Here is a 13,808-nt window from a genome sequence, read left to right as displayed (position 1 = left end):
CCCGCCCACAAGCCGCATGAACCCCGGATCGACACATTCCATCACCAGCGGCCGCCACACTACGGCCAGCATGCACAGCGTCACCGTGGACACCCCGCCCATCAGGCACAGCGTCGGCGTGTCGATGGCAAGGATGGTGCCGAACAGCACATGCAGCAGGTCGATGTTCGACCCGTGGGCCGAGACGATCAGCACGCCCAGCGCAAGGGAAGTGAGGTAGAAGCTTGCGAAACTCGCATCCTCCGACAGGCGGGTATGGCGGCTGACCAGACCGGACAGCAGCGCCACCCCAAGGCCCGCGACAATCCCGCCCAGCCCCATCGCCGTCATCGACAGCCCCCCCGCCAGCAGGAAGCCGATGGCGGCACCCGGCAGGATCGCATGGCTCATCGCATCGCCCACCAGGCTCATGCGGCGCAGTTGCAGCAGCACGCCCACCGGCCCGGCCCCAAGCCCCAGCGCAAGCGACGCGACCAGCGCGCGCCGCATGAACCCGAAATCCGCGAACGGGGCGATGAACAGGTCGTGCAGCGTCATGCCCACAGGTCCCCCGGTGATACGTCCCGTGGCCGCGTATCCCCCGCCGCACCGGCATCGGGCGCGCTGTCCGCCCCCATGGGGCAGGCGAAGACCGCATTGCCGCCATAGGCACGTTCCAGCAGCGCGGGCGTCAGGACCGCCTCCGTCGGCCCCCAGTGGGCCGTGCCCTGTGCCAGCAGGACGACATTGGGAAAGTGCTGCGTGATCTGGCGCAGGTCGTGCAGGACCGCGATCACGGTCCGCCCCTCGTCACGCCAGTGATCGACAAGGTGCAGCAGGTCGCGCGTTGTCGGCGCATCCAGCGCGGTGAAGGGTTCGTCCAGAATGATGACCCGCGCATCCTGCATCAGCAGTCGCGCGAACAAAAGGCGCTGGAACTGTCCCGCCGACAGGTCGCCAATGCCGCGTTCTTCCATCCCCGACAGGCGCACATGGCGCAGGCAGTGCGCGGCACGTTCACGCAGGCCGGCGCTGACCGCGCCAAACGCCCCGGTCACGCGCCACGCCCCCGACAGGACAAGGTCCGCCACACATAGCGGGAAGGTCCGGTCGATGTCGCGGGCCTGCGGCAGGTAGCCGAAGTCGCGCGGATGCTGCCCGCCATAATCGATACGCCCCGCACGCAGCGGTATTTCGCCCAGCAGCGCGCGCACCAGCGTCGATTTGCCCGCCCCGTTGGCCCCGGCGATGGCCGTCAGGCTGCCGGGGGCGAACGTGCCGCTGACATGTTGCCAGACCGGCGTGCGGTCATACCCCGCGGCAATGTCATGCAGCGTCAGTCCGCCCGCCATGGCGGGCATGTCCGTCCGGGTCATGGCAGGCGCGCCGCCCATGCAATGGCCATCCACAGCAGCCCGATGGGCACCCCCATCCACGCCAGGCGCCATGCCCATGACCGGGCCATCCATGTCTGGAGCGTGCGTGCGGGGGGAGGGGGCTTCACCCCGGGCTGTGTGGTCATGGGCCTGTCATTCCGCGCGGTGGGAGACGATCCGCGTTTATTGTTATATTATAACGTTTTCACATTACACCCCCGACCGCCTTCCGGTCAAGGCGCGCGCCACATGCCACCCGCCGGGGGCAGGTCCGTGGGGACGGGTTTTGCGTGCGGGGGAATGATTGCGTATCACGCAGGCCGCCTGCATAGTGCAGGCTGTATCCTGCTTCCAGTCGGGCGCGGCAGGTCTCGTCATAACGCACTGATATATTTTGATAAAACTTTTTGGATGCCGCCTTTTCAAAAGGCGGCGTCTTTCGAAGCTTTATGGTCTGGCAACAGGAGATGAAGGGTTAGGATGCGACTCTATAGCTATGATCACTGTCCCTTCTGCGTAAAGGCGCGGATGATCTTCGGGCTGAAGAAGATCCCGGTGGAGGTGATAACCCTGCTCAATGATGACGTGGCGACGCCCACGCGCATGATCGGGACGAAGATGCTGCCCATCCTGGAACAGGACGGGCGGTACATGGGCGAAAGCATGGACATCGTCGATCATGTGGACGCCATGGATGGCCATCGTATCCTGACGGGGGCGATCAGTCCGCAGGTGGGGGAATGGATACAGGCCACGAACGCCGTCGCCTTCCGCCTGATCCTGCCGCGTGATGCCGCCGCCCCGCTGGAGGAATTCGCGACCACGGCGGCGCGGGCCTATTTCATCCGCAACAAGGAAAGGATGGTCGGTCCCTTTGGCGCGCTGCTTGATGACAGCGCGGGGATGATCGCGCAGGTCGATGCACGCCTGCGTGCGCTCGCCCCGCTTGTGCGTGCGCCCGATGCGGTCAATGGCGAACTGTCGGTCGATGATATCCACCTGTTCGCCCTGCTGCGCAGCCTGACCATCGTCGCGGGCCTGACCTGGCCGGAGGCGGTGGCCGGATACTGCCGCACGATGTCGCGGGCGTGTGGCGTGCCGCTGCTTGATTCCATCAGCGCATAGGCGCGTTGCGTGTGAAAGTGACCCACGTCATTGAACCGCGTCGCATGGTGGTGGTTTGTGATGCAGGGCCAGCGATGTAGGGCCCGCCATGAATGATCAGGAGACCGCCATGCCGCGTTTCACCGACGACACCGACCGCCCCGGCGACATGGGCGGGGGCAAGCACGCAACCGCCCGCCGCCTGGCCGAGGCCGGTATCCGCGCCGAGCAGGCCGGCGACCAGGCGCGCGCCGACGAACTGTTTGACGAGGCCGAGCGCACCGATCCCGAAGCGCTGGAAAATGTGCTGATGGAAAATCCCGCCCCACGCAGGCGCGTATCCGGCCGGGGGTTTGGCGACGACGCGGCGATTGCCCGCGCCGGGCGCGAAGTACGCCCCGATTCCGATGCGCCGTCACGCGCCGGGATTACCGACAACGGCAGCGGGGCCGATTCAGAACGCCGCTGAGTGCGGCGCGGGGACTACATCGACGGTCCCCACATGCCCAGCACGAACAGGATCGCGCCCAGCGCCATCATGACGATATGGAACATGACGTCGCCCGGCATCGCGACCAGCGGGTCCATGTGCGCGGAGCGTACGAACTGCACCACCACCAGAATCGCGCCACCGACGCACAGTGCGATACGAAGGGGGCTGATATTCCCCGGCAGCAGCGATGGTTTGCGGTTCATGTCGTGTCCATTGGCAGATATCGGGCCATCATGGCACATAAATTCCCCATTTTGAACCATTCCGGATGACATGGGCCCATGCGTGCGCGCGGCGGGGCGGATTTCATGCGACCTGTTATTGGGAATATGAAATAAAGCCCGTTCGTCGATTCTGAAGGAATGATGGAACAGCATGGACAGGGGATTTTTGTCACGGCGCAGGCGCGCGCGGCGCCGGGGGACATGCGGCGCGCGCGCCATGGTGTGGGCCTGTATGCTGGCGGGGGGAATGGCGCTGTCATCGGCCCATGCCCATCGCGCGGCGCCACCGCCATCGCCCCCCGGGCCGCCATTGCCGGACGGGCGGATTTTCCTGCCGCCGCCGCCAGCCCCCGAAACCGCCAGCAATGCCTCCGACGCCAGCATCTTTGCCGATACGCGCGTACAGGAAGGCAGCGGGCGCTGGAAACTGGCGCAGCGTGACGCCCGCCATGGCGTGGGGCATATGCTGTCCGCCTTTTCCTGCGCTGCGGGCTTCACCCTGTCGCCCATCCACCTGCCCCGGCTGGAGGCGCTGCTGACCCGGCTGGAGGCACGGGTCGAACCCGTGGTCGCGCAGGAAAAGGCGCAGTGGAACCGCCCGCGCCCCTATTCCGAAATCGAACTGCCGCTGTGTGTGGCCGACCGGGGGGAGGTGGCGCGCACGCCGTCCTATCCCTCCACCTATGCCACGCTGGGCTGGATGACGGGGGCGGTGCTGTCGGACCTGCTGCCGACGCGCACGGCCCAGATCATGCGACGGGCGCGGATCTATGGCGAAAGCCGCGTGATCTGCGGCGTGCACTGGCACAGCGACATCACGGCGGGTTGGATGAACGGGGCGGTCCTGTACACCGCCATGCGGGGGGAGGCGGATTTTGCCCGTGACCTCGACGCCGCCCGCGCGGAAATCGAGGCCCTGCGCGACCATCCGCCCGCCCATGTGCTGCCACCGGATGCCAATGAATGTGCCGAGGAAGAAGACGCGGCTGCCCATTCGCCCCAGTAATGCACCGCCGTTGTGTGCAGGGAACACCCGGGCTCTGCCCGGACCCGGCAGGGAGCGCGCTCCCTGCACCCTGATCTGTTTAAGAAGTCATGGTTTCCAAAGGGTAATACCCTTTGGTGGGGGTTCGGGGGCAAAGCCCCTGAAGGTGCGATGCAGTCGGTGCATGGGCCATCCGGGCTCTGCCCGGCCCCGGCAGGGAGCGTGCTCCCTGCACCCTGACCTGTTTAAGAAGTCGTGGTTTCCAAAGGGTAATACCCTTTGGTGGGGGTTCGGGGGCAAAGCCCCTGAAGGTGCGATGCAGTTGGTGCATGGACCATCCGGGCTCTGCCCGGACCCGGCAGGGAGCGCGCTCCCTGCACCCTGATCTGTTTAAGAAGTCGTGGTTTCCAAAGGGTAATACCCTTTGGTGGGGGTTCGGGGGCACCGCCCCTGAGCGTGCACCGCCATGCGGGACGTGGCCTACATTGAAAACCCGATTGTCTGGCTGCCTTCGCGTCCCTTGATTTCCGCCGCCAGCAGGTCGAGCATCGCCTGTGGTGTGGCGGGTGTGTCGAGCAGCGCCTGCCTGCGCACCACAAGGGCGAAGTCAGAGGGCGTCAGCGTGCGCAGCCGGGCCAGCCCGTCTGGCGCGGGCAGGTCGAAGAAGCGTTCGAACGCATGGCGCGCCTGCTGTGGCGTGAGGTAGTCGAAGCGCGCGCGCAGCAGGAAGCGCCGCATGCTGGCGGGATCAAGGCGCGAGGCGAGGTTGGTGGTGCACACGAACGGCAGAGGGTGGCTTTCCATCCATGTCAGCATCTCGTTCACCTGGCTGACTTCCCAGTTGCGCTCGGCGGAGCGGCGATCGCCAAGCAGGCTGTCCACCTCGTCGAAAATCAGGAAGGCATTGGTATCGCGTGCCTCGGCAAAGGCGGCGGCGATCTTCTGCTCGCTCTGGCCGACATATTTGTCCAGAAGGTCGGAGGCGCGTTTCTGCAGTACCGGAAGTTCCATCATGTCCGCAAGGTAGCGGGCATACGCACTTTTCCCCGTCCCCGGCGGCCCCGACAGCAGGAGGGAGACCGCACGCGGCGCCCCCGGCCGCGACAGGCGCGTGGCCAGTGCCGCAAGGTCGCAGTCGGCATTGACCAGCGATGCATCATACGGCGCGTCCCCCCCCGGCGGCGGCATGACGACCCGGCCTGCCGATGCGGCCTGCGTGATGCCGGTGGCGATGGTGCACACCATGGTCGAATCCCCGCCCGCCAGCCGCGTCGAACGCAGCGCGTTGCGCAGGATCGCGGGCGGCGCGGGAATGGCGCGCGCCAGCAGGGCGGCGGCGTCGGGCGTCAGGGGGACGTGTTCCTCCTGCGCCATGTCCTGCCACAGGCGCGTGCGCACCGCGACGCCGGGCTGGCGCATCTCGATGCACAGGGCCATGCGCCGCGCGATGGCGGGGCCAAGCATCTCCACATCGTTGGCCGTCCAGATCACCGGGGTGCCCCCCTGTTCCAGCAGGCGGTGGAAGAAGACACGGCTGTAGGATTGCGGGGCCTCGAACAGGCCGGTGGTGAACAGGTCCTCTGCCTCGTCAAACAGCAGGACGGAGGACGTGTTGCGCAACAGGCGCGTGCTGCACCGCAGGTCCGCCAGGCGTTCATGGCGCGACGGTTCGTCGCCGCTGCTGTCGGCCTCGCCCACCGGGTACAGCGTGGCGCCGACATGGGCGGCAAGGGTTGCCGCGAATTCGGTCTTGCCCGTGCCCGGCGGGCCATACAGCAGGATGTTGATGCCCGGCGCATGGTCGCGCACGGCGGCGGCCAGCACCCTTGCCGCGATTTCCGCCTGCTCGCCCAGATGGGCGAAGGCCTCCCACGGCAGGGTGGCCCCGCGTGGCTGCCCCAGCAGGAGGGAGCGGATATCGCCCACCACGCGCGCGCGCCGGTTCATCAGCGCCATCAGGCGCGGCAGCAGCGTGATGTCGCCGTCCTCGTCCACGCTCATCAGGCCGCTCATGCGCAACTGCCCCTCGGGGGCGAGGGCGGTGGCGATTTCCGGCTCCGGCCGGTTGAGCAGCATGTGCAGGAGCGAGATGTCCTCGCACAGGAACGGCCCGCGGGAGCGGTTTTCGCACAGGTCGTCCCACAACTGCTCGAAATGGCCATTGAGGCGGTAGCACATCGCAAGGCCAAGGATGTCGGTCGCCACGTCATCCAGCCCCGTCGCGCGGCGCAGTTCCGACAGCCATGCGTCAAGGTAGCCGCCCTGTCCCCCCTGCGTGTCGCGCGCCTCCTCCAGCGCATGGCCCAGGCGTTTCCATTCGGTGACGGTGGGCGGCGTGTCGCCATCGCGGCGGACCATGGCGGGCAGCGCCTTGTCCGGCAGGCCAAGGTCGGGCTGTGCCTGCACCGCGCAGCGCACCAGCGATCCCGCGTCGCGCGCGCCACGGTGGATCGCACCATGCAGCGCACACAGCATGTCCAGCAGACGGCGCATGTCCCCCTTTACCCGTGACGGGCGTGCGGCGGTCACGCGGCGATGGGCCGGGCGTCTGCTTTTGGCAAGCGGCATCGGGTCGGATCTCCTGCTGTTGGGGATGGAATATACGGACCATGGCGACAAATGTCGTGCGAAAAGGCAGCCCCCCGCGCCCCTCGGGTCTGGACTGCGGCCTGCGCACCGAACCGCGGGCCATGCGTGGCGTTTTTGACGCAGGAAGGGGGAAAAACCGTATCCGACATGGTTTGTCTTAACCCTTATGTCGGCACGATACGATACTGGATCAAGACCTTGCCCGCCACGGTGGGGAAGGCAGGCATTTACAAGAACCTGAATTGTGGACGGAAAAGACCTCTATGAAAATCAAGACCCCGGCGGCCCTGCGTTCCCTGCGGCCTGCCTCTGTTACCGGCCTTGCGGCGCTGTCGCTTGGCATGATGGCGCTGGTTGCGGCCCCGCGCTGCGCGCAGGCCGATCCGTCGATCATCGTGGGGAACCAGGTGTCCTCCGCCACGGTGGAAACCGTGGATCATGAGGCGGGAACGGTGCTGCTGCGCGATCATACCGGTGACCTCGTGACCGTGCGTATCCCGCCGGAGGCCCGCAATGTCCCGCACCTGCAGGCCGGTGACAAGATCAATATCCGTTTTTTCAAGACGATGGCCGTCTCCATCGTCCCGCCCGGTACGGAGCCGCCGGAATCGACCATTACGTCGGCCAAGGGGTACGCGGGACTGCACCCGCATGGCATGCTGGTCTCCAACCGTCGCGAACGGGTGCATGTGCTGGCGGTTGACCCGGCGCAGCACCTGATCACGTTCGACGATGCGGACCAGATCACCCGGACCGAGGTCGTGCAGCAAAAGGCGATGCAGGATTTCCTGAACACCGTAAAGGTGGGTGATACCGTCGATGTCACCGTGACCGACGCCGTATCGTTCGAGGTGATGAACCGCGTCATCGCCCCGTCCGCCACCGTGCAGCAGGCCCCCGGGCAGACCACCCCGCAGCAGGCGCCCTGAGGGTTGCGGGAATGACGGACGGCCCCTTCCGGTTGGCGGGAGGGGCCGTTTTTTGTCAGGTGACTGTTTGCACGCAAGCGGTTGATGAAAGGTATAAAGGTTTTTGGGGTGTCGCCTTTTTTTAAAAAGGCGACGTCTTCTGAAGCTTTTTGAAAAAAGCTTCACCAAAAACTTTTAGTCGTAAATAAGGTCTAGACCTGCCCGGACAGGGAATAGCCCGACACCACGCCGTCAAGCATCGCATCAAGCCCGTCCTGCAACAGCGGGTCTACGCCGTGGGCGACATGGGCGCGGGCGCGTTTCTTGATGCTGTTGGCCACGCGCAGGTTGATTGGCTGTGCCGTGCCTTCGCGCAGGACACTGGCGACGGAGACCTGGCGTTCATGGGCCGCGCGCACCAGCAGGAAGGCGATGTGGTTCAGGATGTTGCCGAATTCGAACCGGCCAAAGCGCGACCGGCAGCGCGTCATCTCGCCCAGCACCTCGATATAGCGGTCAATCACCGGGCGCGTGGTGTCGTGGCGGAAATGCAGGGTATGGTATTTCGCCGCGCGGGCATGTTCGATGCGCGCGTCCTCCCATTCGCCCAGTACCTCGTTGCCGGTTTCGACCATGCTGTGCCGTGCGCGGGCGTCGAGGCAGGTGGACACGAAATCCCCATGCGCCGTCGCATCCCATGTCAGGCCCCTGCCCGTGCGGCCTTCGCACAGGGCAAAGCGGAAACGCCGCTGGCCGTCGATTCCGTACAGGATGGCGGTCCCCCCCCGGCACAGCGGGTCGGTGCCCAGCACCATGACATGCGATGTGTCGCCACGACGCATGTGGTGCTGCCATGTCAGCACGTCGAACAGGCTTTCATCCTCCGCCACGCGGTCGATATGGGCATGGATATGGGCCATGAAGCGCGTGGTGGGCATGCCCGCGACACGCGGGGCGGCGAAATCGATCCGCCACCATGTCGCCGCGCGCAGCAGGTGAAAGGCCAGTGCATTGCGCAACACCACAAGTTCCTCGTCCACACCGACCTGTTCGCACAGGGCGGAGACCACGCTGAAACGGTGCGTCAGCATGCTGACCTGGCGTGACATCGGCGTCCACGGGTTGAAATAGTCAACCAGGACCTCCGGACGGGAATGGGTCAGGTGCCAGATGGCCCGGGTGCAGTGGGTTTCGCGCATCATAAGATCCTTCTTGGCCCATGGGGTCCGGTCCGGTGGGCAGGGAGGGTCAGGAGCAGGGTGGCAGGGGCATGGCCGGTCACGCATGGCCCGCAATGGTGGGGATGTGGCGAATGGTGGTGTCCCGCGCGCAGGAGCACCTGCCGCATGGATGCCGGGGTCGTGTGTGCGCGACGGATGGCGTCGCGGCCAGCATCGTTCGGGCAATAACCCGGAGGCGTGATGCCTGACCATGTTTATTGATAACCATTCTTAACATCAAGTTAAAAATAGGACAGGTCGCACTTTCTTACGTGGGTGCGGCCAACGGACGGTCCGGGCCTGCCTTCCGGATGTCCATGCGGACAGCATGATCTTTCGTGATACAGGTCCGCCTTCCCCCCGCATGTGGCACATGGGGGACGGCCCTGGCGTCGCGTTCCGGGGCACCCCGGCGCAGTATAAACGATCCGGACCCGTTGCCTTTTTGTTGGAAGGGGAATGGTTATACCATTGGTATGGTGCCGGTTTTGAGAAAAGTTCCACGATCTCCCGGATTTCTACTTAGGAGATGGAAAATTCCTGTCCCGGCAGGCACCCCGGACGTTTATTTACCTATACACCTGTTCCCTGCCGCCACAGGCGGCGCAGGACCAGTCGGTCCAGTTCCACCAGCGCCCGGCCGACGATGGACGGATCGGTATGCTTGGCGTCGAACAATGTCACGTCGCCGGCAGCAGACAGGGTGTGCATCCCGTCGTTGAACGGGGCGAAGGTCGCGGGCGCGTGCAGGGGGGCACCGGCCCGGGCCTCGAAATGCTGCGGCGTCAGCGTGGTGACATGCAGTGGCGTGATCGCCCCGCCATAGGTATGGGCGCAGTCCTGCGTCGGCAGTACCAACCCGTCTTCGGTCACGATGGGCGTGCCGCCGGGGCGGGTGCTGCGGATGTCGCGGCGCACGGGATTGCCCGGGTGGGGATGCCACGGCCCCATCAGGCGGTCGGCCCATGCGACATGCAGCAGGCTGATGCGGTCGGTCGCGGACTGTCCCCACGGGGCATGGAACATCCACCACCGTCCGTCGTGGAAAATGGGGGAGGCATCGACCGCGGCGCCGGGGAATGAGAATTCGGGCACCCGTTCCCAGCGATAGGGGAAGTCGGTGGCGCGATACAGGTTCTGCTGCCCCGACCGGCCGGATTCGGGCATCATGTAGAGCGTGCCGTCGGTATCGCGCACGATCACGGGATAGGACAGGTGCCACGGTTCGACCAGCACCGGGCAGTGTTCCACAAGCGTCAGGGCACGGTCGAACACGAACACGTCGATGCGCCCGATTTTCACGCGGTAATCATACGCCTCGGCAAAGACATACAGGCGCCCGTCCTGCCAGATGCCGAACGGGTCGGCGATGAAGCGGAACGGGCCGGGATTGTCGATCCATGTGACCGGGTGCGCCCCCACGCCATCGCGCAGCACCTGCGCCATGGGTGCATTGATGATGCCCGTGCGCCAGATATCGGTCCGTCCCAGTCCCAATGTCGTATCCTTTCGTGGATCATGCAGGCGATGTCAGGCCCCGCGCCAGCGCCGTGCGTCCCGACAGCATCAGCGCCGTGTCGGATTGCGGGGTATGGATGCGCCCGCACAGGACATCGCGGTAATGGCGTTCCAGCGGGTTGTCCTGCGACAGTCCCGGATTGCCGATCGCCGCGATGGCGCGTTCGGTGGCGCGGATCGCGTTCTCCGTCATGACATATTTCACCATGTTCGCCTCGGCAAGGCTCAGCGTCCCGTCCTCCTCCCGCGCCAGCGCATGCGACAGCAGCGCCGTGTTCGGCAGCAGCAGGGCCTCGATCTCGCCCAGCAGCACCTCGAAGCGCGGCAGCGTCGCCAGCGGTCTGCCAAGGCCGGAGGGCACGCGGTCATGCAGGAACGACACCAGCCATTCCCGCCCCGACCGCGCCACCGCGTCATACAGCGCCGCGATCACGATGGCATGCCAGATGGCGACGAAACTGTCCTTCTCCTGCCACGCCTCCGGCGCGCGCAGGTCCGCGATCGCGTCATCGGGCAGGCGCACATTGTCAAAGATGACGGTATGGCTGCCGGTCGCGCGCATGCCCATCTGGTGCCATGTCTTCTCGATCCGGATGCCCGGCGTGCGCATGTCCACCAGTACCTGCCCGGTGCGGAACGGTTCCTCCTCCGTGCTGACCCAGACGAGGCCCCAGCGCAGGGCGGTCGAGCCTGTGGAATAGATCTTGGTTCCGTCCAGCCTCCATCCCTGCGCGTCGCGGCGGATGCGTGTCGCGGGACGTCCCCCGCGCGACGGCGTGCCAAGGTCAGGCTCCACCCGCAGCGCGTTGAGCAGCGCGCCCTCGCGCACCGCGCTTTCGCCGACCCTGCGGCGCAGGTCCTCGGGCCATGTGCCCGATGCGGCGATGGCGGCGTGCTGCAGGTACTGCATCGCCACGATCAGCGCCGTGGACGGATCGCCCTGCGCCAGTGCCGCCACGACGGTCACGATATCACGCAGCGGCGCCGCCTGCCCGCCAAAGGCACGCGGGACGCTCAGCCCCAGAAGGCCGGCGCGCTGCAGGTCGGCAAGGTTCTCGGTCGCGATTTCCCCGCTGCGGTCATGCGCGGCCGCGCGGGTGGCGAAACGCGCGGCAAGGTCGTGCAGGTCGGCCTGCGTGCAGGGGAGTGTCATGGTCATGGCCCTGTGTGCGGTTCATGGGTGGGGACGTATGGTAGGGGGTGCGGGCGGTGTTGGGCACCCTTTTTCCGGGTGTGGCCCCTTTCGAAGCTTTTTGAAAAAAGCTTCACCAAAAACTTTTATGAATTCAGGGCATGTTCCATAATATGTGGAGGGAATAATTCTATATCCTTTCCAAAAATCACCATAATATTCAAAAGTCTTTTTGCTTCTTTTTCTTCAGAAAAAGAAGACCCTTCCCCCACTCCCAACCGGCCTGCATCCTCCTGCCACCCCTGTGTATTTACAACGGCGTTCGTGCTGCGATATCCGGGTGCAGCGGCGCGTGGCCCCTTGCGGGGTTCCATCGCGTCCCATTGGCAGGAGGTTTCATTGAGTACCACCACACAGACCCGTCGCCGAACCATCCGTGACGTGACCAAGGGCGAGGTGCCGGGCGTATGGCTGACGGCCTATACCGCGCCGGTGGCGCAGCGGCTTGATGCGCATGTGGATGTCATGCTGGTGGGGGATTCCCTTGGCATGGTGGTCTATGGCCTGCCCAGCACGGTTGGCGTCACGATGGACATGATGATCGCCCATGGCGCGGCCGTCATGCGCGGGTCGCACCGTGCGCTGGTGGTCGTGGACATGCCGTTCGGGTCGTACCAGGAATCCCCCGCGCAGGCGTTCCGCAATGCCGCGCGCATCATGGCGGAGACGGGATGCGGCGCGGTCAAGCTGGAAGGTGGCGCGGAAATGGCGGAGACGGTGCGTTTCCTGACGCAGCGCGGGGTGCCGGTATGCGGGCATGTCGGCCTGATGCCGCAGGCGGTCAACACGACGGGCGGTTTCCGCACGCAGGGGCGTGATGCGGCACAGGCGGCGAAGGTCACGGCCGACGCCCACGCCATTGCCGACGCCGGGGCGTTCGCCGTCGTGATCGAGGGCACGGTCGAACCCGTGGCGCGCGCCATCACGCAGGAACTCGCGGTGCCGACCATCGGCATCGGTGCCTCGGTAGCCTGCGACGGGCAGGTTCTGGTGGTTGACGACCTGATCGGGGCGTTCGGCGATTTCACCCCCCGCTTCGTCCGCCGCTATGCCGAGGTGGGGGCGATGATCGACGATGCCGCCGCCCGTTATGCCGATGACGTGCGCAACCGTCGCTTCCCCACCGATGCGCAGTGCTTCGGGACCCGCCGGTAAGGAAGGATCGACGGGTGGGGGGAAGCGTGCCATGCTGATGCCTTGCTGAAGCAGAGACGGTGCGGTGCAGATCCTTCCCCTTTCCCCTGTCGCGGCGGATACGGCGCGAACGCCCGCCTTTGGCACGCGTGAACTGCTGGCGTTCGGGGCGGGGGACCTTGCGTTCAACATCATCTGGGGGCTGATGCTCAGCTACCTGGAATATTTCTATACCGACATCTGCCTGTTCCCGCCCGCGTCCGTCGCCCTCATCCTTTTGTGCGCGCGCGCCATCAGCATCGTGGCCGACCCGGTGGTGGGCATGGTGATCGACCGCCGCCCGGCGGGACGGCAGGCGCTGCCGCTGCTGCGCGCGGGGCTTTTGCCGTTCGCCTTCATGATCGTGCTGGCCTTCGTGCCGATGGGCGGGCAGGCGGGCGTGGCGCGTTACGTGTGGGCCTGCGTCACCTATATGGGGCTGTGCGTGACCTACAGCGTGACCAACACCGCCTATGGCGCGCTGACCAGCCTGATTTCCGACGACCCGGCCATCCGCCTGCGCCTTGCCAGCGCGCGCATGGTGGGGGCGGGGTGTGGCACGCTCTTGATCGCGGTGCTGGCGCTGCCGGCGGTGGACTGGCTGGGCCATGGCGACAGGCGGCACGGCTTCATGCTGTTCATGATGATTGTTGCGGTGGTGGTCGCCGCCCTGCTGGGGCTTGTGGCTACGCTGTGCCACGAACGCGCCCGTGCGCACCGCGACCGCCTGCCGGTGCGGGTGCTGGCGCGTGCGCTGCTGCGCAATGGTGGGTGGCTGCGCCTGACGGGGGCGATGATCCTTGTGATGCTGGGTTCGACCTTCATGTTCGGGGCGCTGGTCTATTACGTGCGTTTCGTGCTGGGCGGCAGCGACCATGACGCGGGCTGGATCCTGGGCGCGATGAACGTGCTGGGCCTGTGCGGCAGCGCGTGCAGCGCGACACTCGCCCGGCGGTGGGGCAACCGGGGCCTGATGGGGGTGGGGACGTGCCTGTGCGGGATGTGGCTGGCGCTGGCATGGCTGTGCCCGCCGTCATGGGCGGTGAC

At 65.9% G+C, this 13,808-nt stretch carries 16 protein-coding genes; 7 read left to right on the top strand and 9 right to left on the bottom strand.

The genetic code is table 11. From position 1 onward, the window contains the following. From HNH97_RS06815 to HNH97_RS17870, 3 genes are all read right to left on the bottom strand, one after another. On the bottom strand, window positions 1–537 hold a 537-nt coding region (locus tag HNH97_RS06815; RefSeq protein WP_171790389.1), incomplete at its 3' end, for a metal ABC transporter permease. Beyond that, a complete protein-coding gene (locus HNH97_RS06810) occupies window positions 534–1,373 on the bottom strand; it encodes a metal ABC transporter ATP-binding protein (RefSeq protein WP_407716802.1) in 840 nt (279 codons plus the stop codon). The genes HNH97_RS06810 and HNH97_RS06815, both read right to left, overlap by 4 nt. After that, complete coding sequence (locus HNH97_RS17870; protein WP_227744253.1) at window positions 1,352–1,501, bottom strand: hypothetical protein; 150 nt, start codon at window positions 1,499–1,501, stop codon at window positions 1,352–1,354. The genes HNH97_RS06810 and HNH97_RS17870 overlap by 22 nt, the downstream gene beginning before the upstream one ends. A gap of 334 nt (window positions 1,502–1,835) precedes the next feature. On the opposite strand from HNH97_RS17870, the gene grxB reads away from it, so the two are divergent. Further along, a complete protein-coding gene (gene grxB / locus HNH97_RS06805; RefSeq protein WP_171790387.1) occupies window positions 1,836–2,480 on the top strand; it encodes a glutaredoxin 2 in 645 nt (214 codons plus the stop codon). A 109-nt stretch (window positions 2,481–2,589) separates the two neighbouring features. Beyond that, on the top strand, window positions 2,590–2,928 hold the full coding sequence (locus HNH97_RS06800; protein ID WP_110913960.1) for a hypothetical protein: 339 nt from the start codon (window positions 2,590–2,592) through the stop codon (window positions 2,926–2,928). Between the two features lie 14 nt (window positions 2,929–2,942). Here the strand turns inward: HNH97_RS06800 and HNH97_RS06795 are convergent, their stop codons facing one another. Continuing rightward, on the bottom strand, window positions 2,943–3,155 hold the full coding sequence (locus HNH97_RS06795; RefSeq protein ID WP_040512651.1) for a hypothetical protein: 213 nt from the start codon (window positions 3,153–3,155) through the stop codon (window positions 2,943–2,945). A gap of 172 nt (window positions 3,156–3,327) precedes the next feature. On the opposite strand from HNH97_RS06795, the gene HNH97_RS06790 reads away from it, so the two are divergent. After that, window positions 3,328–4,182, top strand: coding sequence for an acid phosphatase (locus HNH97_RS06790; RefSeq protein ID WP_171790386.1), 855 nt, complete (start codon window positions 3,328–3,330; stop codon window positions 4,180–4,182). Window positions 4,183–4,641: 459 nt separating this feature from the next. Here HNH97_RS06790 and HNH97_RS06785 read toward each other — a convergent pair whose 3' ends face one another. Then, the gene (locus HNH97_RS06785; RefSeq protein WP_227744254.1) at window positions 4,642–6,729 is read right to left on the bottom strand and encodes an AAA family ATPase; all 2,088 of its coding nucleotides are present in this window, start codon (window positions 6,727–6,729) and stop codon (window positions 4,642–4,644) included. Between the two features lie 284 nt (window positions 6,730–7,013). Between HNH97_RS06785 and HNH97_RS06780 the strand changes: the two genes are divergently transcribed. After that, the gene (locus HNH97_RS06780; protein ID WP_110913936.1) at window positions 7,014–7,679 is read left to right on the top strand and encodes a preprotein translocase subunit YajC; all 666 of its coding nucleotides are present in this window, start codon (window positions 7,014–7,016) and stop codon (window positions 7,677–7,679) included. Window positions 7,680–7,870: 191 nt separating this feature from the next. On the opposite strand, the gene HNH97_RS06775 is transcribed toward HNH97_RS06780, so the two are convergent. Next, the gene (locus tag HNH97_RS06775) at window positions 7,871–8,860 is read right to left on the bottom strand and encodes a hypothetical protein (protein ID WP_171790385.1); all 990 of its coding nucleotides are present in this window, start codon (window positions 8,858–8,860) and stop codon (window positions 7,871–7,873) included. Window positions 8,861–8,942: 82 nt separating this feature from the next. Here HNH97_RS06775 and HNH97_RS06770 point away from each other — a divergent pair, with 82 nt between their 5' ends. Next, window positions 8,943–9,080, top strand: a complete 138-nt coding sequence (locus HNH97_RS06770) for a hypothetical protein (RefSeq protein WP_171790384.1) — start codon at window positions 8,943–8,945, stop codon at window positions 9,078–9,080. Between the two features lie 371 nt (window positions 9,081–9,451). On the opposite strand, the gene HNH97_RS06765 is transcribed toward HNH97_RS06770, so the two are convergent. The 3 genes from HNH97_RS06765 to HNH97_RS06755 form a co-directional block, all read right to left on the bottom strand. Beyond that, complete coding sequence (locus HNH97_RS06765; protein WP_171790383.1) at window positions 9,452–10,375, bottom strand: glucosamine inositolphosphorylceramide transferase family protein; 924 nt, start codon at window positions 10,373–10,375, stop codon at window positions 9,452–9,454. A 19-nt stretch (window positions 10,376–10,394) separates the two neighbouring features. Beyond that, entirely contained in the window at window positions 10,395–11,555 is a 1,161-nt protein-coding gene (locus HNH97_RS06760; RefSeq protein WP_216657564.1) for an acyl-CoA dehydrogenase family protein, read from the bottom strand. A 119-nt stretch (window positions 11,556–11,674) separates the two neighbouring features. Continuing rightward, window positions 11,675–11,938, bottom strand: a complete 264-nt coding sequence (locus HNH97_RS06755; protein WP_171790381.1) for a hypothetical protein — start codon at window positions 11,936–11,938, stop codon at window positions 11,675–11,677. Between HNH97_RS06755 and panB the strand changes: the two genes are divergently transcribed. Further along, the gene (gene panB / locus HNH97_RS06750) at window positions 11,928–12,743 is read left to right on the top strand and encodes a 3-methyl-2-oxobutanoate hydroxymethyltransferase (protein ID WP_110913939.1); all 816 of its coding nucleotides are present in this window, start codon (window positions 11,928–11,930) and stop codon (window positions 12,741–12,743) included. The genes HNH97_RS06755 and panB overlap by 11 nt on opposite strands. Before the next feature lie 64 nt (window positions 12,744–12,807). Continuing rightward, the coding region (locus HNH97_RS06745) for an MFS transporter (RefSeq protein ID WP_171790380.1) at window positions 12,808–13,808 on the top strand (1,001 nt) is incomplete at its 3' end.

This window comes from Gluconacetobacter entanii (assembly GCF_013155425.1).
Taxonomy (GTDB): domain Bacteria; phylum Pseudomonadota; class Alphaproteobacteria; order Acetobacterales; family Acetobacteraceae; genus Novacetimonas; species Novacetimonas entanii.
Note: the sequence above shows the minus strand (reverse complement) of the source record. Positions and strands in the feature narration are given on the sequence as shown.

Excerpts from the sequence above, each read along its gene's own strand:
- HNH97_RS06810 (WP_407716802.1), bottom strand. The coding sequence starts at position 1,373 with ATGGGCGGCGCGCCTGCCATGACCCGGACGGACATGCCCGCCATGGCG.
- HNH97_RS17870 (WP_227744253.1), bottom strand. The coding sequence starts at position 1,501 with ATGACCACACAGCCCGGGGTGAAGCCCCCTCCCCCCGCACGCACGCTC.
- grxB (WP_171790387.1), top strand. The coding sequence starts at position 1,836 with ATGCGACTCTATAGCTATGATCACTGTCCCTTCTGCGTAAAGGCGCGG.
- HNH97_RS06800 (WP_110913960.1), top strand. The coding sequence starts at position 2,590 with ATGCCGCGTTTCACCGACGACACCGACCGCCCCGGCGACATGGGCGGG.
- HNH97_RS06795 (WP_040512651.1), bottom strand. The coding sequence starts at position 3,155 with ATGAACCGCAAACCATCGCTGCTGCCGGGGAATATCAGCCCCCTTCGT.
- HNH97_RS06790 (WP_171790386.1), top strand. The coding sequence starts at position 3,328 with ATGGACAGGGGATTTTTGTCACGGCGCAGGCGCGCGCGGCGCCGGGGG.
- HNH97_RS06785 (WP_227744254.1), bottom strand. The coding sequence starts at position 6,729 with ATGCCGCTTGCCAAAAGCAGACGCCCGGCCCATCGCCGCGTGACCGCC.
- HNH97_RS06780 (WP_110913936.1), top strand. The coding sequence starts at position 7,014 with ATGAAAATCAAGACCCCGGCGGCCCTGCGTTCCCTGCGGCCTGCCTCT.
- HNH97_RS06775 (WP_171790385.1), bottom strand. The coding sequence starts at position 8,860 with ATGATGCGCGAAACCCACTGCACCCGGGCCATCTGGCACCTGACCCAT.
- HNH97_RS06770 (WP_171790384.1), top strand. The coding sequence starts at position 8,943 with ATGGCCCGCAATGGTGGGGATGTGGCGAATGGTGGTGTCCCGCGCGCA.
- HNH97_RS06760 (WP_216657564.1), bottom strand. The coding sequence starts at position 11,555 with ATGACCATGACACTCCCCTGCACGCAGGCCGACCTGCACGACCTTGCC.